At 43.6% G+C, this 22,890-nt stretch carries 14 protein-coding genes; 6 read left to right on the top strand and 8 right to left on the bottom strand.

Annotation, left to right across the window (positions count from 1 at the left end; genetic code table 11):
- Both MNV_RS02295 and MNV_RS02290 read right to left on the bottom strand, forming a co-directional pair.
- A partial coding sequence (locus MNV_RS02295; RefSeq protein ID WP_143311588.1) for a PAS domain S-box protein occupies positions 1 to 2,400 on the bottom strand: 2,400 nt, incomplete at its 3' end.
- 123 nt (positions 2,401 to 2,523) lie between these two features.
- Positions 2,524 to 2,982, bottom strand: a complete 459-nt coding sequence (locus MNV_RS02290) for a cbb3-type cytochrome c oxidase subunit I (protein WP_096203769.1) — start codon at positions 2,980 to 2,982, stop codon at positions 2,524 to 2,526.
- Positions 2,983 to 3,580: 598 nt separating this feature from the next.
- On the opposite strand from MNV_RS02290, the gene MNV_RS02285 reads away from it, so the two are divergent.
- The 5 genes from MNV_RS02285 to MNV_RS02265 all read left to right on the top strand — a co-directional run bounded on the left by MNV_RS02285 (position 3,581) and on the right by MNV_RS02265 (position 7,536).
- On the top strand, positions 3,581 to 4,552 hold the full coding sequence (locus MNV_RS02285) for a hypothetical protein (RefSeq protein WP_096203768.1): 972 nt from the start codon (positions 3,581 to 3,583) through the stop codon (positions 4,550 to 4,552).
- 101 nt (positions 4,553 to 4,653) lie between these two features.
- Complete coding sequence (locus MNV_RS02280) at positions 4,654 to 5,445, top strand: signal peptidase I (RefSeq protein ID WP_096203767.1); 792 nt, start codon at positions 4,654 to 4,656, stop codon at positions 5,443 to 5,445.
- Positions 5,442 to 6,068: a molecular chaperone DnaJ gene (locus MNV_RS02275; RefSeq protein ID WP_096203766.1), complete on the top strand. Its 627-nt coding sequence runs from the start codon at positions 5,442 to 5,444 to the stop codon at positions 6,066 to 6,068. Before MNV_RS02280 ends, MNV_RS02275 begins: the two co-directional genes overlap by 4 nt.
- 41 nt (positions 6,069 to 6,109) lie before the next feature.
- Positions 6,110 to 6,769 carry a signal peptidase I gene (locus MNV_RS02270; RefSeq protein WP_179293753.1) on the top strand — a complete coding sequence of 220 codons (660 nt, stop codon included), beginning with the start codon at positions 6,110 to 6,112 and terminating at the stop codon, positions 6,767 to 6,769.
- 2 nt (positions 6,770 to 6,771) lie between these two features.
- Positions 6,772 to 7,536 (top strand): hypothetical protein, encoded by a 765-nt coding sequence (locus tag MNV_RS02265; RefSeq protein WP_096203764.1) that lies wholly within the window; start codon positions 6,772 to 6,774, stop codon positions 7,534 to 7,536.
- 3 nt (positions 7,537 to 7,539) lie between these two features.
- On the opposite strand, the gene MNV_RS02260 is transcribed toward MNV_RS02265, so the two are convergent.
- From MNV_RS02260 to MNV_RS20055, 3 genes are read right to left on the bottom strand one after another with little or no spacing between them, the layout of a single operon-like run.
- Positions 7,540 to 7,986, bottom strand: coding sequence for a hypothetical protein (locus MNV_RS02260; RefSeq protein ID WP_096203763.1), 447 nt, complete (start codon positions 7,984 to 7,986; stop codon positions 7,540 to 7,542).
- Positions 7,987 to 7,992: 6 nt separating this feature from the next.
- A complete protein-coding gene (locus MNV_RS02255; RefSeq protein ID WP_096203762.1) occupies positions 7,993 to 16,323 on the bottom strand; it encodes a cytochrome c3 family protein in 8,331 nt (2,776 codons plus the stop codon).
- 24 nt (positions 16,324 to 16,347) lie between these two features.
- Complete coding sequence (locus MNV_RS20055; RefSeq protein ID WP_218837864.1) at positions 16,348 to 16,572, bottom strand: hypothetical protein; 225 nt, start codon at positions 16,570 to 16,572, stop codon at positions 16,348 to 16,350.
- A 149-nt stretch (positions 16,573 to 16,721) separates the two neighbouring features.
- On the opposite strand from MNV_RS20055, the gene MNV_RS02245 reads away from it, so the two are divergent.
- The gene (locus MNV_RS02245; protein ID WP_096203760.1) at positions 16,722 to 17,546 is read left to right on the top strand and encodes a hypothetical protein; all 825 of its coding nucleotides are present in this window, start codon (positions 16,722 to 16,724) and stop codon (positions 17,544 to 17,546) included.
- Here the strand turns inward: MNV_RS02245 and MNV_RS02240 are convergent, their stop codons facing one another.
- The 3 genes from MNV_RS02240 to MNV_RS02230 all read right to left on the bottom strand — a co-directional run bounded on the left by MNV_RS02240 (position 17,547) and on the right by MNV_RS02230 (position 22,764).
- Positions 17,547 to 20,171 (bottom strand): cytochrome c3 family protein, encoded by a 2,625-nt coding sequence (locus MNV_RS02240; protein WP_179293752.1) that lies wholly within the window; start codon positions 20,169 to 20,171, stop codon positions 17,547 to 17,549.
- A gap of 132 nt (positions 20,172 to 20,303) precedes the next feature.
- Positions 20,304 to 21,437, bottom strand: a complete 1,134-nt coding sequence (gene comE, locus MNV_RS02235) for a sulfopyruvate decarboxylase subunit beta (protein WP_096203758.1) — start codon at positions 21,435 to 21,437, stop codon at positions 20,304 to 20,306.
- Positions 21,409 to 22,764: a cysteate synthase gene (locus MNV_RS02230; RefSeq protein WP_096203757.1), complete on the bottom strand. Its 1,356-nt coding sequence runs from the start codon at positions 22,762 to 22,764 to the stop codon at positions 21,409 to 21,411. Before MNV_RS02230 ends, comE begins: the two co-directional genes overlap by 29 nt.
- Positions 22,765 to 22,890: the final 126 nt, after the last annotated feature.

Here is a 22,890-nt window from a genome sequence, read left to right as displayed (position 1 = left end):
ATTCGTAAGTAGATTTATTATAACCTGTTGAATTTGACCTCTATCGGCAAGGATAGAGGGAAGAGGGCCAAGATCAGTGGTTACCTTGATATTATTTAGCTGTAGATTCAGAATGCTAAGTACTTTACCTATCTTTTTATTTATATCTATTCGGCTTAGTTTGGGTTCTGATTGCCTTGCGAAATCAAGCAGTCCTTTCACGATGTGCGCAGCTCTGTTTGTTTCATCGTCGATGACCATGAGTTTGGCTTTAGTATTCTCATCCTGCGTTTTTTTTAGCAGCATCTGGGCATAAAGAGATATATTGCCAAGAGGATTATTTATCTCATGGGCGATTCCTGCTGCAAGTTGACCTATTGTAGCAAGTTTATCGGCTTGCAATAGCTTCATCTCAAGCTTCTCTTTTTCTTTCAAGTATGTGATATCTTTAATTATTTCGATTATGGCTATCGGCTCACCTTTATTATTTTTAACCGTGGATGTGGTCAGCAAGATAGGAAATATACCCCCTGTCTTGTGCTTAACCATAAGTTCCCCAACCCATCGTCCGGTCTCTTTTATACCGGGTAATATCACCCTGCTGGCAAACTCCGGGTCTACATTCATTTCGCTTATATGCTTTCCCTTAAACTCCGCAGAGGAGAAACCATATATCTCCTCCACAGCCCTGTTGGAGTAGATTATATGACCGCTAAGATCAGCTATTTGAATCCCGTCAGGAGCCTCTTCTACAGCCTCAGAGAAGAGCTTCAACGATTCTTCTACCCGCTTGTGCTCCAGTGCATTAACAAAAATTTCTCCCACCATTTTAAGCAGCATAACGTCATCTTCCATCCATGTTCTTTCCTTTTTAACAGAATCGAACCCAATAAATCCAATAGGAGTTCTACCGAATACCATAGGAACAATGATAAGAGATTTTATATCTTGCATCTGGAAATGTTCCTTTTCAGCCTTTGCTTCGGATGGAAGGTCAATGACGCTGGGAACATAAACAGTCTCAAGTTCATTTATTCTTCTGGCAAACCATGGAAAATCATCAACTGACAGCCTTTTGAGATTTTGGATCTGCGGTTCTATCCCTTCAGCGCACCACTCGTGAATAATGTCCATCTTTGCCCTGTTATCATAAAATATGAACACATAGCTGCGGTCAACATTAGCAAAATCTCCGATTTTTTGCAGGGTGTAGTTCATGTTGCTGTCGATCTCGTCCGGCGAAAGGTTGATGAAGCGCGTCGATATGCCACCAATTAGCTTTTCCATTTCAATCCGATGTTGTAAAGCCTCTTCCGCCCTCTTGCGCATGGTTATGTCCCTGGCAATCCCCTGAGTTCCTATAATCTCACCCGTTTCGTTCCGGATGGCTCTCACATTATGCAGGACATTTATCACCTTACCGCTCTTTGATACGTATCTGCTTTCAAAACCGACAATGTCATTACCGTTTTCTATCATTTCCGTGAATTTTTTAAAAGTCTTCTCCCTGTCTTCCGGATGAACCCATTTTGTCCAGGGCTGTCCGATCATCTCCTCTGGCTCAGCCTCCAATATCCTGTAACCAGCATTGTTCATGAATACCCGGTTGCCCTCCTTATCAGAACTGTATATGATATCCATACTCGACTCTACGAGGTTTCTGTATTTTTCCTCAGAAGTGCGAAGCTCGGTTATGCTTTTGTTAAGAGAAGAGGACATCTGGTTAAAGGCATTCGAAAGAGTCTTGATTTCTTCATCGGTCGAGCTTGTTTCTATTTTATATCCCAGGTTTCCCCTGCCTATTTCATGCGCCCCTTTTACAAGAGACCGTATAGGTCTTGTCAAATAATTTCCTGCTATATAAGCCATCATAAAGCCCAGCGCTCCTACTATCAGGATGTTCACGATCATGATCTGGGTTGTCCTTGTCAGCTTTTTGTTTATGGATGTTCTATCCATTCCAACGTGGACAAAACCTGCACTGCCACCAGGTATCGGAGCTTTAAAATCGGTAATGGCGTTATTATCAGCACTGGGAAGCTGGGAGATATTGATACCGTATGCGTTACCAAATGTATTCACTACTATGTTGTCCTCAAAATCGGTTATATATACATATCTGACATCGATTTCAGTCTCTTTAACATTCTCGGCAATCAGGCTGAGGTACCTCGTATCATTGTTCAATAAAGGCCCGGCAGTTTCTTCAGCTATATGTCTTGATAGAGCCAGCCCTCTCTCATTAAGCTCTTCAGATAATGTTTTGTTCATGTCCACCAGCATAAAAATGGAGGTAGCAAAATCAAGAAAAATTATAATAACAACAGTCCAGGTGACAAATTTTTTAACAAGTTCACCGCCTATCATTTTATTTAACGTTAACTTCAGTTTATCCTTTAACATAGCTACGACCTTTTTCATAGATAGAAACTGCCGCTTGGGTCTGAGAGTTCAATCATGCTTTTTTCAGAATTCGTACAAACTCTATTTAGATCATTTAATCCGATTATTACAATTTATCCTTACTAAAGGTATCGGAATTCTCTACGATTTTAATGTCCGGTATATATTATATATCGTAGCATATATCCCTATTAACATTACGAAGGCAAAAATCAATATAAACATTGTATAAGGTATCGTACTTGTATGTGCAGCCGGATCTTCAGCAACAAACAGATATGCCTGATTAAATCCTCCGGTAAGTAATGATATAAATTCAATAAATATACCAATATTGAGAAGCCAGAAACCTGTATTTCCCAGTCTCTCACTATACATGGGTTTACCGAGGTTTCCCAATATCGCATAATATGTAAATCCTATGATTGCAAGGCTTACCCATCCAATGAGGCTTATATGTGCATGGGCTCTCTCAAATAATACGGATAGTACAATAAACTTGTAAACAGGGCTTATCGTCATAATGGTGCCCATGGCAACACTTATAGCAAAGTACATCAATGATGCTTGCAAGAATTTTATTCCTAATTTCTTTTCCATTTACTTCCTCTCCTATCCAATTAAATTTCCGACCGGGCAAGTTATCCGCTTGATTTCAGGAGAAAAGATTCCGGGGTGTATAATAACTTTTTTTGAAATAAAGTTATAATTAAGCCGGTTTATTGAAAACAAGTTGAACAGCAAAACTTATCATGAGGTATGCTTAGAAAAGCCTCTGCAGCAGAAAACAACTTTTTTAAGGATAGGAATAGTGTAATTTAGCTGCAGAGGTTAAACTCTGCTATAGATTAATAGTATAAAAACTTTTTTGAAATAATATTATTAATAAGTGGGCTTATTGAAAAAAAGTTGAACTAACCTTAAATGATTGAATTATTTTTCAAATAAAAGCCGTTTAATTGAGATATTTTACAATAAAGTTAATTATTGAATTATTTTTCAAATAAAAGCTTTTATTTGAAATGTTCTGCAAATTAAAATTATATAACATGTAATTCAACTTTGTACTAGGCCCGTTTATGGGCCTGGATAGGTAGGATATCGTTTGAACATATCATTTGAACACATGTTTAGACTTGCATATCTTAAAAAAAGAACCTATACTAAATAAAGGATATTGGATAGAGGTGAATAAAAAATGGGAAATGTAAAATATTTAATGGTGCTTGCCATAGCGGCAGTTGGCTTATTTGCGGTGCCCAGCATGCTCGCTACTTATGCAGGCACGCACACGGTTGAAGCGAACGCACCGGATACGACGGACGGTTCGACAAGCGGCAAAGCTCTTGACTGTAGAGAATGCCACGGATACATTGATAATGCAGCACAGGCAAGCAACGATTCAACAGGTATTTATCAAAAGCACATTAATGGGGCAAACGACACGACCTATACCACATACCTGGGATATTATGGAACTGATATGAACTCTGATGCAGCGAACATCTCAGTATTTTCAGGCTATGACCTCTTCTTCACAGCCAATGTAAATAAGTCTGATAACAAGGTACTACCGGGCGACAGGCTTGGACACAAAAACGGAACTATTGATTGGTATGTAGTTCAGGACAATCTCGGTGGCAACACTACAGGTAGAGTTGGCAACAAGGCAACCGATAGCTATGGCGGCAAGGCATGGAGCGGCTGTCTATTCTGTCACAGAGCAGCATTCTTCTACGGCGGCACGCACACTAGAGTTCAGGTAAGAGGCTGTACCAACGACTGGTGCCACGGCAACAACGCAACCGCAAGACCGGACGGAAAGTCTTACATGGCAGACATACCTGGCTATGCCGCAAGCAAGGCTGCCCAGACAGGCAAATGGCTGAACAGGAGCAGCGATGCCCACAATAAGTGGTTCAATGCATCTTCGCAGGTTCAGGACTCGTACATTAATGCCAAGACCGGACAACCCATCAGCAAGGACTACTACACATGTATGGGATGCCATACACATGCAAACGTCCAACTGAGTATAACAAAGTCAACAGGCTACGACGCAACTTTGACATCCGTGGGATCTGGTGCAATAAATGCAGTATATGTAGTCAATACAACCAATACCACACAGCTGTATTCCTATAAGGAAGGCGCAGCCTTCAAGAAATAATTAGCATGAGGTTTTAAAACCTCATCTTTTCTTTTTTTGTTCGCCTTCCTGCGAAAGGATAGCGTTATTAAGGCATATGCACAATTATACCGTGCTTGACCATGTCCCTTGATCAGATAATCCCGCAAGAAATTTCATCCATGTTGAGGGAATTGGCAGAAAGCCGGGCTTTCTACCCTACCATGGTCTATCCTGCTTTAACTGCCATAACCACAGGAGTAATACTCTATCTCCTGATAACACGGCAGGAATTCATCAAACACATGACAGGCAGTACAATAAAGTTACTTCTCAACACAGGGAAATATCTGAAGAAGCAGCGTACTGAGACAGAAGTTAAAATTATTTATAGATCTCTCAAAAGGAAAAAAGCAATTAGGACTGAAACTCTTATTGAGATGGGAAGCTTTGCGCTTGGCGGATTCATAATAATTGCAATACTTACAAAAACCTTGTTTTTGGCTCTGGTAATCACACAGTCCATGGCTCCCCTCATAATGCCCGGTGACCTTGTTGTGACAGAGGCATTTACCAAAAACATTTCAGTGGGAGATGTTATCGCCTTCACCCCCCCGGATAAAGATCGGATGTATGTCCACCGTGTCACCAGCATCTCTCCTGAAGGCGTAATACGAACTAAGGGAGACAATGCTCTTCCAGATACATGGAAGCTCAGTAAAGATAACGTAGTAGGGAAAACCGTATCCATAAACCAGAAACCAATCGTGATAAAGGGATTAGGCTTCTACCTTATGCCCATCAACGACCCCATGATAGAATCAGATCCAAATTATAAAAATATCAGGAACAGCATTAAAGTAGTACAGACCTTTGGGCCTATCATTTCAATAATAATACTATTCATCACATTATTGATAATGAGGAAGAAATGATAAAAATAATCCTCATAACAATTCTGGTCATTATCCCAGCCATTGCAGTTGCGGAGGGAAAGGAACACACAGGAAGATTTTGTGCAGCATGCCATGCGGTAGTATCATGCTCGAATGACTGCCATGCCTCAGATGACAGCGAGCCGAGCTATATCGGGCGCCATGTGAACCCAAGTATATGCAGTAGATGCCACGGGGAACAAGTCAAAAACCCAGACATACATGCAATTCACGGGAAAAAAATCTGCAGCACCTGCCACTCATCAGAAGGATGGAATTCCACTATTGCTAAGATACCCCCAAGCGAAAGCAGTGATAGCATGGTGATACCAAAGAGCAAACAATGCAGTTATTGCCATGGCTTCAATAACGATAGAAGGCTCCACGGAATCCACAGACCCTTTCTCGTGGAGGAAAAATGCCCCAAATGCCATGGTGATGTCTCCCCTACAAGAGAAGAAATATTAAGGGTAACAGGCAAAGAACCCAGGGCATCAAATACATCCCTCGGTAGCATCGGAATAAATCCGGAGGTTAAGGAGATTGTAATGACGCCCATAAACATCCTCACCGACTTCTTCAACAGAATAGCAAATACATGGATGGAGATTCTCAATTTCTGAAAACCACAATGTATATCTTTTTTAAGATAGATTCTTATACCGTGTTTGAAATTATTGTACTGGCTTTATTTGCTTCCGTGTTCTATTTTTTATACTCCCTGATGGTCAAGGAAAACGGAGGCATCGCTTTCAAGCTTCTTTTCTCCGAAAAAAGGAGAAGGGACAGCCGGAAAAACATTGTCGTGTGGTTATTACTGTGGCTCTCCTTACTTGCTTATATTTTTATGGTACATAATCAGTACATCTTTTTCGCAAGCGTTGTTTCTGACAGCATGAGCCCTGATATTGAAGCCGGAGATGTTATTTTAATGCAGACGATCGATAAAACTCTTAAAGTCAGCGATATAGTGGCTTTTTATGGAAAAGAACATGATGTACCCATAGTACATAGAATATATCGTGTAGATGGAAACAGGATAATAACCAAAGGTGACTCAAACCCATTACCTGATGCCCCTATAGAAGCAAGAGAAGTGCTCGCAAAGGCTGTTGTGGTTTCGGATAAACCAGTAGTATTAAAGCGCATAGGCTATCCCACCGAGCTCAGGGAATGGAAGCCACCTGCCAGCATGAGGATAGCAGCTTTCACGGCTGCCCGGTATCGGGAGCATCTTCCTTACCTGCTCGGTCTTGCCACAGCGGCTTATATCCTTGTACTTTTAACAGGACGAAAAAGCAGAACATTTAAAAAGGTTAGATAAACATGAATAAACCCTTATCCTCCGGCGATGCAGTATCTATGTTAATAATGATGGTTACAGGCTTTTATCTCATTATTAACTCCGGCATTAATCTTTACGCAGGAGAAAGTGCTTACGTCCTTACTCTTGCCGCAGGCATCGGAATAATCTATGCTCTGTACAGGTTTTATACAAGATCCGTATCATCGTGGTCTGCACGACCGGAAACACTTGCAGAGCACTTCAAGACTGTACTGGACGGAATCGAAGACTCAAAAGCAAATCAGGAGGAGATACTCGAACGCCTGGAGGCTATAAACTATAATATAGAGCGTGTGGCGGTTCAAGAAAATAATAAAAGTCTATCTCCTTATTCCGTACACCATATAACCATGCTCTTCAGGTACAACCTGCTTATAACGCTCACCCTGGCATTCTACATTTTCATAGTGTTTTTCCCCCAGTGGTACACATTCTATCTGAGCCTGATAACGTTTATTCTCTGGTGGGCATTGATAACCTACCATCACCAGCTCTGGGGAAAACCTGAAGCATGGTACTGGTTGATTATCCCCTTTCTCTTTATTCCCTTATTCGTTATAGTGTTCACTTCGCTATACCCCATAACAATAATGTTTGGCATCCTTTTTTCTGGGCTGATGGCGTATTCTTTTCTTTATTACACCTGGTGCAGGTACACAGTAACCGGCATAATTCCTTTTGATATTGGAAGAAGAATTAACGATATCAAGAAGAAGCTAAAAACAAAAGAACCCGAAACCAATTAATTATTAACTGTTAAAGAACTTTTTTGCATGCTTATACAGAGTGGATGTGTTGTTGGTAATGTAGTGGGCTGACTGATTTATGCCGCTTACATTAACGCTGCCTCGCTGGTGTACTATGATGTTCCCGGCGTCATCGTAGTCCGAGTGGCAGTTAGTGCAGTATATGTTCTTTGTGAGGTTGTGGGCTATATTTATATTGTAAAGAGCGGTGGCATTAGGAGCGTAGCCGTGACAGATGCATCCGGCGCTGCTGTGAGCGCTTAAGTTTACAACTTTTACCTTATCAGGATGGCATTTTATGCAGAATTCGGCTGTGTTCGTATTATTGGTGTATACGGCGTGGCTGCCTGCTAACAAACCTGTGGTAGTTACAACGGATGCAATTATTACTGCACCTGTCAGCACGAGGAATATCATCGCTTTCCGGCTTTGTAAGATTTTTAGCAGCATTTTACCTCACGGATATGTACTATCAGGATACTTATGGCAGTAGTCGCAGTCCTTCTCTTCGTTATAGTTGTAAGTGCTTGTGGCATTGCTATATAATCCGGCATCATGGCACATAGTGCAATCAATGAGGTTCACCGCTGACCCGCTTACGCCTGAAATTGAATAGTTCCATGGATCGCTGGTAATGTTATGCCTTTCAGTCTCATTCTTCGGGTCCTGCTGCAATGCATGGCAGTCTTCGCATGCTTTTCTTGCACCTATATTTTTGTGCCCTTTTGTATGGCAGTCTTCGCACGTTAAACTGCCGTGTGTGCTTGTCTCGAACATGCTCTGGTTGACAAATTTTTCAGTTCTATTGACATTTTCCATATATTCATAGTAATAATGGCAGTTCGTGCATGATGGTGTAGTTATGCTGTGCGTGAACTCGCTCATGGATGCGTTTGTCGATAGGGATTTGCCGTGGCAGTTTTTGCATGTTGAGTCGTTGTGATCGGCAATCGAGTGATTATAATATCCTGAAATATCGCGGGGCGCGTAGCTCCCATTTGTAATTTCAGGAGGAACGGGGAGTTTTGCGGATAAAAACGCTGAAACTGCAAAAGAATAGGTCTTTTCTCCGCTTAAGTAACCCTGCCAGTGGCATGAGGCGCACCAGTTGCTCTGGTTCGTGATGCTTGAGTTAACAATGTTGTCTCCTTTCCATTCATCAGGTCTTCCCAGAGCATTAGCTCTATGTCTGGTATCGTTGTGGCAGTATATGCATGATGTTAAAGGATTATTACTGACCCAGTACCCTGTCGAGTTCCAGCGCGTTCCATTGGAAGCATTGTCGCTGTGATGCATTGGATTCGGTATCTTTGGGGGTATTTCCGAGAGGTTTAGATATACTGTAGAGTTCTGGTGACAGGATATGCAATCAACGGCACTGTAATTGTTCGTGCTATAGCTTGCATCCGGCTGCAGGTATTTAACGGGGTGAATATCTTTACTGGTATTAAGATGGCACTCTGTGCAATCTAAGGTTTTATCATGTTTCTCTTTATAATCCGTCACTGCCTGAGTATAGTTTGTTCCGCCAGTCCCGTTGTTCCCGTGGCAGGAAAGACAGAATGTTGAGTTTGGAAGAGTAAGCGCTGTTCGGGTTAATGTCGAGTTGTGTATCCAGCCCGTATTGTGGCATTGAGTGCATGCCGGATTTGATGTATAATTACTGTGGTTAGTTATGCTTCTGCTGCTTATATTCACCATTGCCGTAATGAATACTGTGCTTGAGTTCTGGTGGCAGTAAGAACAGTTTGTACTGATTCCCTGTCTTACCCGGGCATCGAATGTTCTATTGCTGCCGTAATGCGATGCCAGTGAATAATTAGAATTATAAATGTCGCTCTCAGTATAGGTTACTTTCATTTCTGCCAGATCGTGGCATACTATGCAGGAAGATGAGTTATCCGATGCATCTGCTGCTGCCTTTATCTCCAGGCCTCCCCTGAAGTGTTCGCTCACATTAAGGGCATTGCTTACATTGGCGTAAGGTTTGCCTGTTGCATTGTGGCAGTCATAGCATTTGTATGGGTTTTTATATCTGCTCCCCATATCATTAATCGGCTGGCTTCCATTAGAGTCATGACAGCCCCAGCATTTTTTGTTCTCTGCTGAAACATAGGTTGAATTTGTAGCATTCCTGTTGAGGTCAGCGTGCACGCCTTTATTCATATCGGAATTGTTTATCCAGTGATTAGAGCTATTACTGTTCATATCGTGGCAGCTTATACAACTGGCGTTATTTGTTCCACTACCTGTTTCAATTATCCCTGCCTTAACCTTGTGCAAGAACTCACTCATATTTGCACCTGTGCCAAGAAGCGAGCCATGGCAGCCGGAGCATGACTGGTCGTCATACGGACTTGAGTGATTAGAGTAATTAGTAAAGATGCCTTTCCAGTTAGTACCGTTGGTTATCTCCGGCGGGATCGAAAGCCCTGCAAAAGCATTACTCATCTGGGTATAGTTGCTATCTCCGCTGTAATGGCAGTCAGAACACGAAAAATTAGACCCGATTGAGCCGTACATAATGTAATCTGGAGACCACTGGAGAATCCTTCCAAGCGGTATTGAGCTGTGAAGCGTGTTATTGTGGCAGTATATGCATGATGCTTGCGGCGTTGTCCAGTAGCTGCCCCAGATCGAGCCATTGGATGCACTCTCGCTGTGGTGCATCGGATTGGCTATCTTGAATGCATTGAAACCAGAGAGTGAGGAATCTACAGTCGAGGTCTGATGGCATGTGACGCAATCTACAGCGCTTGAATTAGACACAGTGAAGGCGTTGCTCCGGGTTAGATATTTGATTGCATGTATATCCTTACCAGCAGAGTTCACTGATGAGGAATTTGCATGGCATTCTGTGCAATATAATGTTTTATGTGTTACTTTGTTATTTGTGGATGCACTTCCACCTATGCCGTGGCATGTTGAACAGTATGCATCATCGCTTAATGGTTTTATAAGTGCACTATCGTGCAGTCTGCCGGTATTATGGCATGTTGTGCATAGCGGCGTACTTGGTCTTTCGCTGTGGTTGAATATAGTATTGTTGAAATCGTTTACATAGAAAGTGGCATTATTTGTTGATGTATTGTGACAGTAGTTACAGTATGTTGTGGAATCCATGCCTGCCATATCGTCTCTTTTCTTACCATAATGACTTGCGCTGCTGCTTCCACCGTTTTCACCGTCGTACAAGCTGCCTGTACCATCGGGGTCAAGGTTGAGCCCCACCATCATCTCCGTTCTGTTATGACATGCGTAGCAGGATATCACATTTGATGTGGATATGTTGGAGCCGTTCAGGTAGTGCTGGGTAACATTCAATATGGATTGGGGTGTGAAGTTCAAATTTTGTCCTGCGTCTGGCACATGGCAGTCCTCGCACCTGTATGGCGTCCTGTAATTTGAAGGATGACCGTTTGGCTCTGAACCGTTGCCATGACATGCCCAGCATTTTTTATTCTCGTTAGAAAGATTTGTTACAACACCGCTGTTCAGATTCTTATGAATGGCATCGGTATCGTTCATCGCGCTGAAGTTAACAAGTTTACCGGCACCAGCCGAGCCTCCAACATCATGGCATGCTATGCAGTCTGCTCCTCCCAGAGCACCTACGCCAACATTGTGCTGGAATCCCGTTATAGTGGTGCTTCTGGTCAGGCTTCCATGGCAGCTTTTGCATGAAGCATCGTCCATGGACACATTGCTGTGATCATAATAATCGGGTTTACTCTGGTTTGCTCCGTAGGTCAGGTTTCCAGTAATCTCAGGCGGTACAAGCAGTTGTTCGGCAGGGAAATTGTATGTGCTGACAGTATCAGTATAAGTTCTTGTCCCGCTTACGTAACCCTGCCAGTGGCATGAGGCACACCAGCTTGTGGACGAAGAAATACTGGAATTTACCGTGTTATTCCCCCTGAACAACGAGGGTCTGCCTAAGGCTGTATTGTTGTGAAGCGTATTGCCGTGGCAGTATTTGCACCATGTAAGCTGGTCACTGCTGTTCCAATATCCCGGCGTCTGGTTCCACTTCCTCCCAGCACCAGGGTCGTTGCTGTGGTTGAGGGGTTTTTGAACCTGCGGCATCTTTCCAGAGTAAGAGCCCGCCCTGGACTGGGCAAGCAGTGCACTCATGAAAGAAGAGTTCTGGTGACAGGACGTACAATTGCCTCTGGCTGCATTGGTTTTTCCTTTAACATATGTAGCATTCCGGGCGAAAATTTTTATAGCATGTATATCCTGCGAGTGGCATACGGTGCAGCTTACACTGCTGTTATGGCGCTGGTAGGCATTATGACAGAAGAGGCACTGGGTATACTCGGTAATGTTATTTGTATTAGCAGGGAGGGGGTCGGGTTTTGTGATGTTATGCATGGGTCCGTGGCATATCCAGCAGGGTACTCCTGTAGTATTGCCGTACTGGGAGCCGTTATGTACTGTGTACGGAACCACTGTGGAGCCATTGGTCGTAGAATAAATGCTGGCATTCACCACACCCTCGATCGTGGCAAGAGTAGAAGTACTTGTTAAATTGTTATTATTTCTGGGATGACAGGCTGATGAATAGCAATCCGGTATGGTTATGGGCCATGTGGTGGGATTTTTATGGCAGTCTGTGCAGCTCATATTCTTATGCACTCCCCAGGGCGAATTGATGCCGGTACTCGCAGGATCCCTATCTGTGCCAGTATGGCAATTGTTGCAGCTGGACGAGCTTGATACACCATGGGTAGCAGCTTTGTAGACATGGGCTGCATATGCCATACTTTTCGTCGAGCTTATGCCGAAATTGTCAGAGTAAGGGGACCTTGGCGAGGAGGTCAGGGGGATTCTTGAATCGGCATTGACATCATCAGGATTGTGGTGGCACACATCTTTTGAGCAACCACCGCGTCCAAGAGGGTTAATATTCACTCTCGCGATACCATTTATGCTTATATTATCTGCACGTTCGGCTTTGATTGTCCATAAGCCGAAGTCGGTATCTGTGCTCGTTGTGAATTCCCTGAAGGTGTTATAGGAGAAGAAAGCGATACCATTTCCATTTGTAGTAACCGTCCCGGATTTCTTTAACACACCGCCGCCGCTATAGATATAATAGTTGATATTTGTACTGGCAAGGGGATAGCCGTTTGCATCTATCACCAGTGCGCCTGCGGCGAATGTGAAAGAGCTGTTATCCTCATTATATCCTGTTTGAGTGGGGGTGTTATAAGGAGCGAACACAGTATACCTGTTGGTTGTTACCCTCAGGGTCTGCATGCCGCCTGTTGCTGAAACTGCGAATGGCGAGAGCGATGTCGTTGTAGCCGTGAGCGTGTTGTTAATTTCATCTATTTCCGTTAGAAGGGGTTCCCATGCTGCGTTGTTCCAGTGATAGATGACAAGAGTGTTTTCATCCTCGCTCCCCAGTTCCGTATTCGTATAGTATATGCTGATCTTGGCAATATCGAAACTCACGTTTACAGCACTGATATTAACGTACTTGATTGCTTTCCCCGGTAGTGCTGAAGCAACCGGATTATTCCTGCCGTAATCGTCCAGGATGACCCTGCTGTCCATAGAGTCCCCTATCATTTTGAATTTGACAGAGACCCTCTTAGTACCGTTTGCATCAAACTGTATAAAACCATTTTCCGGAACTTCTTGATTAAAAGAATTACCTGAGGTGGAATCAATCAGGGTATCATCAGGGTTGGTAGTCCTGATTGAAGCATTAAGCGGTTTTTCCACAGTATCGGTCAGAGAACCCTGGACTATCAGGTTGCCTGCCACATCAATATTCCAGGTAACAGTATTGCTCGCTCCTTTTGAGTTGGTAGCATTGACACTCACGTTGTAAGTGCCTGGCGTAGTCCACATGGTTGTGAAATTATTAAAATTATTGTCTTGATTTGTGTTATCCTTAAGCCAGTTCCATATGGTTATTGTCTGGTTTGCCGTAGCATTGAACCTTACCGGTTCACTTCTATTTATGCTGATAGAGGTGGACGGATTATTGGTTTTGTTATTGCCCCACGAGGTTATATCCGGCGCTCCTAGCAATGATAGCGAGATGTTGGCACTGGCGACATCTGAGCCATTGATGTTTGCTACTGTAGAGTTAGCAACATAGCCGCCCAGGCTTGCGTTTATAACATAGGTGCCGTCTGGTAAACCTGTAAAATTATAGAAACCTGTTGCATTCGTCGCAGCTATCATGCCTGTATTTATCTGTACTGTGGCACCGCTCAGGGGAAGATTGCTGGATTTATTTGTTACGTAGCCTGAGAGGTTGTAGACCTGCGGATTCACTGTTATCGTTATTGTTTCATTTGCAATACCGTCGTAGTTATCGCTGGAATTGAAGTACCAGGCATACGCCCCCGCATCACCGCCGCTGGTTTGCCATGAATAATTACCTGTTGCGGAATCAAGGGTTCCTTTTGTGGCATTTGTACCATATGCTATGGTGTCGTTGTCCAGATCTGAAGCTGATACCGCGAAAGTTAATAAACTGCCCGCAGTTACATTCTTATTTCCGATTGCAGCTTGTACTGGTGGATTGTTCTGAATCCGGGTATTCTGGCTTATACTTACTGAGCTCAAAGAGCCAGCACCTGACGAGTTATAAGCCCACACAGTTATATTCGCCCATCCGTGCGGCATGGTTGTTGTATTCCTGAACGTATCTGCTGTACCGTTATACCATATCCCGTTTACGCTGACATTATATGAATCAGTAACATTGCCTGGACCTGCCTGCCATGTATGGTTTATCCAGAAGTTGCCTGTTGTTGAGGTTATGTTCACGGGAGACGGCGGAATATACGCTACTGAGAGCATTTGAACTGTTACAAACCATGTAACTGCGTTACTCGTCCCATTATCGTTGGTAGCGTTGAGGTCGATGTGGTAGCTGCCGGGCGTACTCCATGAGGTTGTGAAATTATCAAAAGTGCTGGATTGAAGCGTATTATCCTTATACCAGTTCCATGAAGTAATTGTCTGGTTTGCCGTCGCATTGAACATGACAGCTTCACTCGTGTTTATGCCTATGGAAGTGGATTGGTCATTGGTCTTGTTGTTGTGCCATGCGGTTATGTATGGTGTCGCTCCAATAGCAGTCTCAGCTACGTTGATATAAGAACTGGCAGCATCGTTGAAATAAAGACCTGATGTTCCATCAGCCGTAATCGTAGTATTGATTTGCACAACCAGCCTGCTGCCCGCCGGAACCGTGTACTGCGGATTATTTATCGTATTGGTATATGCTGTTGCAGTGCCCCCGCTTGTTGTTGTATTCTGAGCACTGCCTACCATGGTCTTTTCTCCATTTAAGGGGTTATAAACAATTAATGAGACATTTACTGTATCTGTTGTTGATGCACCGGTTACCCAGGTTATCTTATATGCTGCATTTGCTGATATCCGGGTATCCACCGAATAATTAAAAGGTAAATAAAACCTGAAAACCTCATAAGTCTGTCCCGCATTGACCGGGTAACTTATATTTTCCTGCACACCCATTGCGTCGTTCTTTAATAAATTCTTATAAGGTACTGTTCCTATTATGGTATCGGATGCGTTATAATCCGTATTTCCATCCGCCCCGGTGGACTGGCTTGAGGCGTTGTTCTCCAGATAATAAGTAACATCCGTCGCAACACCAAATGGAGATAGAGAGGTCGTTGTTGCTGTAAGCGTTTTATTTGTGAAATCTACTATTGTCGGCAGGGCATCCCATGCCGCGCCGTTCCAGTGATATATCGTAAGATCGTTCTCATTCCCGCCGTATAATTCTGATTCGTCGTAGCGTATGGTGATATCAGCAGAAGAATACGAAACGCTGCGGGCGCCGATTTCCACATATTTAACAACCCTTCCTTGAAGAGGAACCGATACAGGGTTCCTTTTACCGAAGTCATCCAGTATAACCTCTCCTCGGTTCACTTTGTTGAGCTTGAGCTTGACAGCCACGTTCTTGGTGGCAAGGGCATCAACTTCGAATTCGCCATTGTCCGGTATGTCGCCTGTTGAAAGGGCAGTGGTCTTTGCCGCCTTTTTCAGTGCTCTGGCTTCATCGTAGGTCTTGATGTCGCTGAGAACCGGTATCTTCTTTGCGTCATAAATTTCTATTTTATCAGGTACTCTGGCGTCTCCGGTACTTATCGCAAAGACTGAAAAGGAATTCACTGTAGTGCTCAGAGTATTGTTTGCTGCGTCTATACTTGCAGGCAGTTCGCTCCACGTTAAATTCATGCCATCATAGAAATAAACCGCAAGAGTTTCTTCATCCTGTTCTCCCAGTTCCTTATCCGTATATCGTATGTATATCCCGGCTTCAGTGAATAAAACATTCGTGGCGTTTACCTCAACATATTTGACCGGGATTCCCGGCACCGGTACGTTCATGCCCACAGGCTTATCAACGCCGTAGTTCTCAATCATCACTTTGCTTTGTGGAGAGTCTCCCGCTATCCTGAGATTTACTGAAAGGTTCTTGGTATCAAAAGCATTGAAATATAAACTGGCGTTCGGAACATTATCCCAGCTTACAAAATTAACATTTTCATTATACATGCCGGGCGTTCCGGCGCTACTTATTTCGATCGCACCGATAAGTGCGTTACCTGCGCTGTCTACAAATGCTATGTCGCCGCTTGTACTCTCCTTTGCACTTATGGGCAGCGGTGGAAAATATAATACGGCCATCACCACACCGGAAAGTATGATAGACACAAGTACTATAATTCTTAAATTGATCCGTCCAGCTTCATCCTGAAGAATGTTTATTTTAACTTTCATATTGCGTTACGATAATAATCAATATTAATAAATATTAATATGGTTAGTTACTGGCGGCTTGGTAACTAAAATGGTCGGAGATTCTGAATCAAGTAAAACAGCAAACGCATTTACCACCACATATACCCAAAAACCAGTAAAAACAATCAGCTTGTGAAGCTCCTTATATACAATTGTCTGCCCTGTTAGCATCACAGGGGTTAACAATACGAAGAGCACAACCGTTTTTTTTACGTTTTTTTTATACATAAATTTATTATTTTTTGAACATAAACTTCTTATGCTGCTGCTTATCTTATTATGTATGCATTTTAGTATAATCATTGAATGTTGAGCTTTAATGGAATAAATATCTTTCTCAGGAAACTTTTTAATATGCAAAACGGATATACCCTATTATGATTGGTTATAAAAAGATGCTGATAATATTTGCCAGTATTGTAGTTATCGCAGTACTACTCATAATATCCCGTGTACCACTGATTCTGGCTACATATGCAGGCACGCATTCTGTTGAAGCTTCAACAGGAAATCTGGACTGCCTTTTATGCCATAAGTATATCGAGAATGAGTTTAATCACTCCCCACAAACCTTGATTGTTTTTGAAAAACATAAAGCTGCAGCAGGTAATGCAAATTATACCACGTTTATTAAATATGGATATAAATATAACTCAAGTGAAGAAAGAATATATACTTCAAGTAATAATTCAACATGGGACAAAGGAGCTAACGCCGATTCTACCACCTATCTGCAGTGGTACGCTGCTGCGGGATGGATAGACAACAGAACAGGTGAATATAAAAATGTAACCTTATCGCTGGACGTAAATGGTATAGCCGGGATACAGAACGAGGAGATGTGCCTGCTATGCCACAAATCAGATATGTACGATGTTGAGGCACATGGTGTAACCATAATAGGATGCACAGACATAAAGTGTCATGGGAATGCCGACAGGGAGGGCTATGCCGATACCTTCTACGCCGCAGGAAAGGCCGGGACTGTTCTTGCTCAGGACAATGTGCATTCAGAATGGTTCAGGGTATCAAGGAACAGTTCTGAATTTTTCAATTATGCAGCGCATAACAGTACAATGGTTAGTGATGATTTTCTAACATGTATAGGGTGCCATGCAAATGTTGGAGCGAATATTAATACAACCAGGAAAACTAGATATGCCCATAACAATAAAAGCACACCAAGCCAGAGATATTCATAATCACCAGAGTTCTGATAAGTTGGTGGTAACATCTGCATTACCATGCCATTGAGCAGGTTTCCTGTGACATTCGCCACATTTCTTTACGTTCTGGCGGTTCATATCCTTGTAATAATGGCACGACCAGCAGTCAATATTATTTAAAGTATCGGGCGGAGTAGCGTTTATTTCCTGATGGATAGACTCGTTGAAGGCTGATATATTGACTAAAGTTGTTACTGCCACAGGGTTTTCGCCAGTGTAATTGGTACCGTGGCATTCAATACAGGTATCTCCGCCCGTAACACTCACGTTATGCGGATCGCCGTGGCATGCAAGGCACTGGTTTATTGTGTACTGTGAAAATTGAGGTTCTGCCACAGGATGATTGACAGGTGCAGTGGTATGGCAGTTCCGGCATCCTTTGACCGTTATTTCATGCATCGGGTCGTGACACATCCTGCACTGGATATCCCGAGCGCCGTCGCCGTTCACATCCGCATGGGCGAAGCCGGGGTTCCATGCCGGGATATCGTATCTGGTATATGCATTGCCAATAGCTGATGGATTATGACAATCACTGCATTCCGGTATCTGTATTATTGGTTTTTTCTGAACAGGATAATTGCTTGTAATAGTATAGTTTACTTCTCCTTCCTGTAATTGTGTCAGTTTAACAAGCCAGGTGCCTGTATAGGGGTTTATAATATCCAGATTAATGGGGGTTGCCAGGCTCTGGGTTATATCACAACCGCCATCGCTATTGCATGTTCCCTGAAGTGCTGTTGTAGTATTATCCACCGGTCCGATGACGTAAAGTTCGATAGACTTTGTTGTATTGCTACCGGTAATCGTTATTACAAGGTTTTCTGTGCCGTTCACTGATATCACATAAGTATCGGTGAAGGATTTATGGGATGTAAAGGTGGGATTATAATTTCCAAGAGTTCCTTCCAGTTGGTATTGGTTCTGCGGGATTACCGGATAGTTCAAAGTGCCATGGCAGTTCTCGCATGAAAGGTTTGTATGCGTACCTGAAGAAAAGCTTATATTTGTACCGTAGAGCGTATAGTTTGCTATTTTTGAGGTATCCGTGCCTGTATTATCGTGTATAAAAGAAGTATGGCACTGAGTGCATGTTATGTTTGGTGCATGGGCAGGAATATTGTATGGCGGCTGGGGGTACCCGGTTCCCTGCAGGAATCCACCTGTGTGTCCGTATCGCATTTCATGAACGTGCATGGGATTCAGTGATAGCGATGGTAATCCGATGCCATAGGTGCCGCGCGATCCTGTATGGCATATATAAGAACATGACCACATGCCGCCACCGTCACCATGAATAAAGCTCGTTTCACTGCCATCCGTGTTCTTATTATGGCACGATTGGCAGCCAAATAATGTGGTCTGGAACTGTGCTGTTGCCTGTATAGGGCTGCTGTTTATGGCAGTGTCAAGTGTTACGGTATAATTACCTGAATATTGTTCTGCAAACGGGTCATATACGAAATATCCGATATAAGTGCCGGGGTGGCTTATGTCCTCCTGAAGATTTACTTGCTGAGTATTTTGCGTGTATTGCAATGTGGTTGCATTTGTAAGGGGATCTGTTTTATTTATGAACGAGAGGTGAGGATACGTAACATTAACTGTTAATGTTCTTGTTACCCGGGAAGTTTCTGCATCATCGCTTAATATGCTTATCATGCCTGAAGTAACATTTATATCATCTACATACCAGCCTTCTTCATTGACATACGCATCTGATTGGAACCTGAAACCAAGCAGTATTCGATTTCCCGTATAAGGTGTAAGGTCCATTGTTTCCTGTACCCAGCCATTGCTACTGCCTGTTATTCCATTTCCAAGGTTATTACCGTTGGGATCTGCGATGGTCGTAAGGGTTCCAGGAAGATTTATCCAGCTGTTCCCATTTGTTGATACGGCAACATACCCGTAATCCCAGTCTGTTTCCATGGAATACCAGGTCATGAAGGTAAGGTTCGCATTTGTTACTCCTGTAAGGTCCACTTCTTTTATCATCCAGATATCCATCTGATCTGCATAGTTATTCAGGGTGGCTATGGGTGCAGGGTCTGTATCTGCTTTGAAGCTGTAGGTTCCACTGTATTTTCGGTAACTTGCCTGGGGCCATGCGGGACGTGTTATGAGCCCGGGAACAGGTTTTACTGTACCTGTGCTGTTATCCAGCACCATAACTGCTATGAGATTTTTCTGTTTTTCGGTTCCGTAATTATCCGTATCCCACCATGACCAGCCATTATAGCCTTCGGGTCTTGGCCAGCCAGTAGCACCCTCTGTTCGGTAAAAAGCACCGAGCTGGTAGGGTGTTTGCCCTATCTTGAGGATAGCAGTGTAGTTATTACCTGGCATTGAATTACTGCCAAGGGACTGGATTGAGATAGTTTCTATAGTTACCTTTTTGGTGTTTAAGGGTTTTTTATCGTTTTGATGCTTTTCCGGTTGGGATACCTCTGCCTTTTTTGTAACATGGCAGACGCGGCACTCCGGGTCTGTTAGATTCCCACTTACATTGTCATCATGAATCCTGGCGACCGGGGCAGCATAATTAGGGACAACAGTTATTGAAAGGAATAATAGAAAAAATATAAAAACTAAAAACATATATTTATGTATATCCATACGATTCCTATCTATCCTGGCTCATAAAAGAGCCATGATATAAAGTTGAATTAAGTATTATATAATTTTAATTTGCAGGACATTTCAAGTAAAAGCTTTTATTTGAAAAATAATTCAATCATTTAAGATAGCTCTACCTTTCCTAATTTCTTTTACAAATCTCCCCTTAATCTCCCTGGCAGAGAGAGGGATTTCCTTACAAACAGCATTCTCAGGCTTCACAATCACATGAATGAATTCCACCCTTCGCAGCAGTGCATCACTCAACTCCTCTTCAGTATGCACCTTTACGGTATCCTTTATCCCGCTCGCCCGTGCCAGAAGCTCAAGGTCTATCTGCGTGCGGGTACAGGTCTCCTGGTTCCCCGTAGAACCGTACGCCGCGTTATCAACCGCTATTATGCAGAGGTTCCGGGGATTGTAAGCCCCGACAGCCGTAAGAGCGTTCGGGTTCATGAGGAGGCTCCCGTCGCCGTCGATAACGTACACATGCCTTTCCTGCACAAGAGCAAGCCCGAGCCCGATGGCTGAAACAAGCCCCATTGAGCCAAGCATATAAAAATTAAGCTCCCTGTCCTTGATTGTGTATAGCTCTTTAGAAGGGATACCGAGGTTTGAGAGTATAATATCATCCACCACTGAAGTTAATACTTTTATCGCATCATATCGCGACATTGCGGGCATTCTTATCTCCGAGTTAAAATCAAATACTGAAGGCCTGGAAGTGATCTCACAGGGCGCCGGAACTTCTTTTGAGGAGCCTTCCCATACGGCAGGGGAAATAAGTGCTACATGCGGTCTGGCATTGTTAAAAGCATCTTTGATTACAAGGTCTATTTTATCCAGTTCATCTTTCGATTCTATCTTTGTGAACTTTATGCCTGCAGCATCAAGGATCGCAGGCATTCTTTTCCCGAGCTGTACCTGTGCCTCTATCGATTCTTTGTAAACGCCGCGCCAGCTTGCAAGCACGGGCAGCGGGATATCGTAGGTAAGATTCAGAGAAAGAAGCGCATTTATCATATTGCCTGTGCCCGTACTCTGGATGACCATTACCGGCTTTTTACCCCCAAGGTACACGCCGGCGCAAATCCCGACGCCATTTTCCTCGCGGGTAAGCGGAATGGTCTGTATGCTTCGGCTTATCAGAGGGAGCAGCACCTTTATCCTGTCGCACGGCAGCGTGACTGCAATGTCTATGCTGTTATCTTTAAGGATTTTAACGACCTTTTGCTCGGGGCTTTCCATCAGCCAATACCTTTTTCGTGATTATTTCTTCAAGCGGGACATGTGCATTTTCTGCGTACGCTGCCGGCTCTATCCTGTGCGGAGAGTAGTCCATCTCAAGACGTTTTACGCCGCCGCCTGTTATATTCAGTAAAATGTGCTTTTCTGCGTCTATCTTCTGGCTGTTTACCGCCTCAATTAAAGATGCGACTGCCACCCCTGCGGGCGGGAAGATATCAATTCCTTCGTACCGCTCGAACAACTGCTGGGCTGCTTTCGCCTCGCTGTTCGAGATACCGTACATCATCCCGCCGGTCGAACACAGAGCATCGTAAACTCCGCCTCCAATTGAATAGGGGGGTTCCCTGTTAGAGAGGATATCAGCGTACATCTCATGGATGAGTTTCTTCGGGTCTGGCATATCGATATCTTTCAGGATTTCACGCCTCCCCGCTTCCCATGCATGATACATGGGGGCAAACGGCAGGTTCTGGGCAAGATGGAGCCTGGGTAATCGCGAACCGAACCGCCCATCTTCAAGCAACCTGAGTGAGGCTTCCCAGGCTGCAATGCCGCCTGTTCCACTTCCGATCGCCTGGAAGTAATGGTCAGGCATCTGTTTCATGTAAAAAGCCGCATCGAGCATTACGGTCCCCATCCCGTCCCTGCGCGCCACGTTCCTTGCTCCGCCTTCTGCCAGCATTCCGGGAAGGGACGAAAGTCGCTCAGCAAGATGGATCGAGTCCGTATAATCGCAGTTCTTTCCCATTTGTATAAGATGTATAAAATCCGTGGGCTCTTCGGGAAGCCACATTCTTGACATGCCGCTTTCAGGGACTACGATGTAAACCTTTACTCCGGTCATTCCTGCTACATGCGCAAAAGCCCGCGCTGTGTTCCCCGCCGAAGCCAGTACGAGCGAGCGCCCGGTATTTTTAAGCTTCTGGATGGTCGGGAAGGCTTCAAGCTCCTTGAAACTGCATGTTTTTATAAAAGCCCCCCTTTCAGGCCAGTAGCCGTTAAAAGATATGTATAAATTATTTAACCCGAGCTCAGCAGCAAGTTCCGTGCTTTTATATGTTATGGGACCGGAATCGGATGTGATTATTTCATTTACGGGCAGCCAGTCATGGAACTTCCCCATTCCGGGTACGTCTTTTAACATGAGCTGCCTGCTGCTGTACTTCGCCCGCAAAAGCGCGCTGTCCGAATTGCATTTCAGACGGTCGTCATAATAAGTGGCAAAGCAGCCTGTGCAAACCAGGGAATATTTAGAGTGAATTGGTCCTGTCAAGGTGGGACGAAATTGAGAAATCGTTGCGCTACATGCGGATTCACTTTTTGTCATAATTAATGGTTAAACTTAAGTGAGTATTTATGTCTTTGCATTCAGAAGGGATTTTCTTCCTGAAAAGGATAGAAAATTAAGATTGGAATACGATTGTACACTCTAAAGTAATTAACAAACTAAAAA

It is taken from the genome of Candidatus Methanoperedens nitratireducens, assembly GCF_900196725.1.
GTDB classification, from domain to species: Archaea; Halobacteriota; Methanosarcinia; order Methanosarcinales; family Methanoperedenaceae; genus Methanoperedens; species Methanoperedens nitroreducens_A.
The sequence above is the reverse complement of the archived record's forward strand: the minus strand, read 5'-3'. Positions and strand labels throughout refer to the sequence as shown.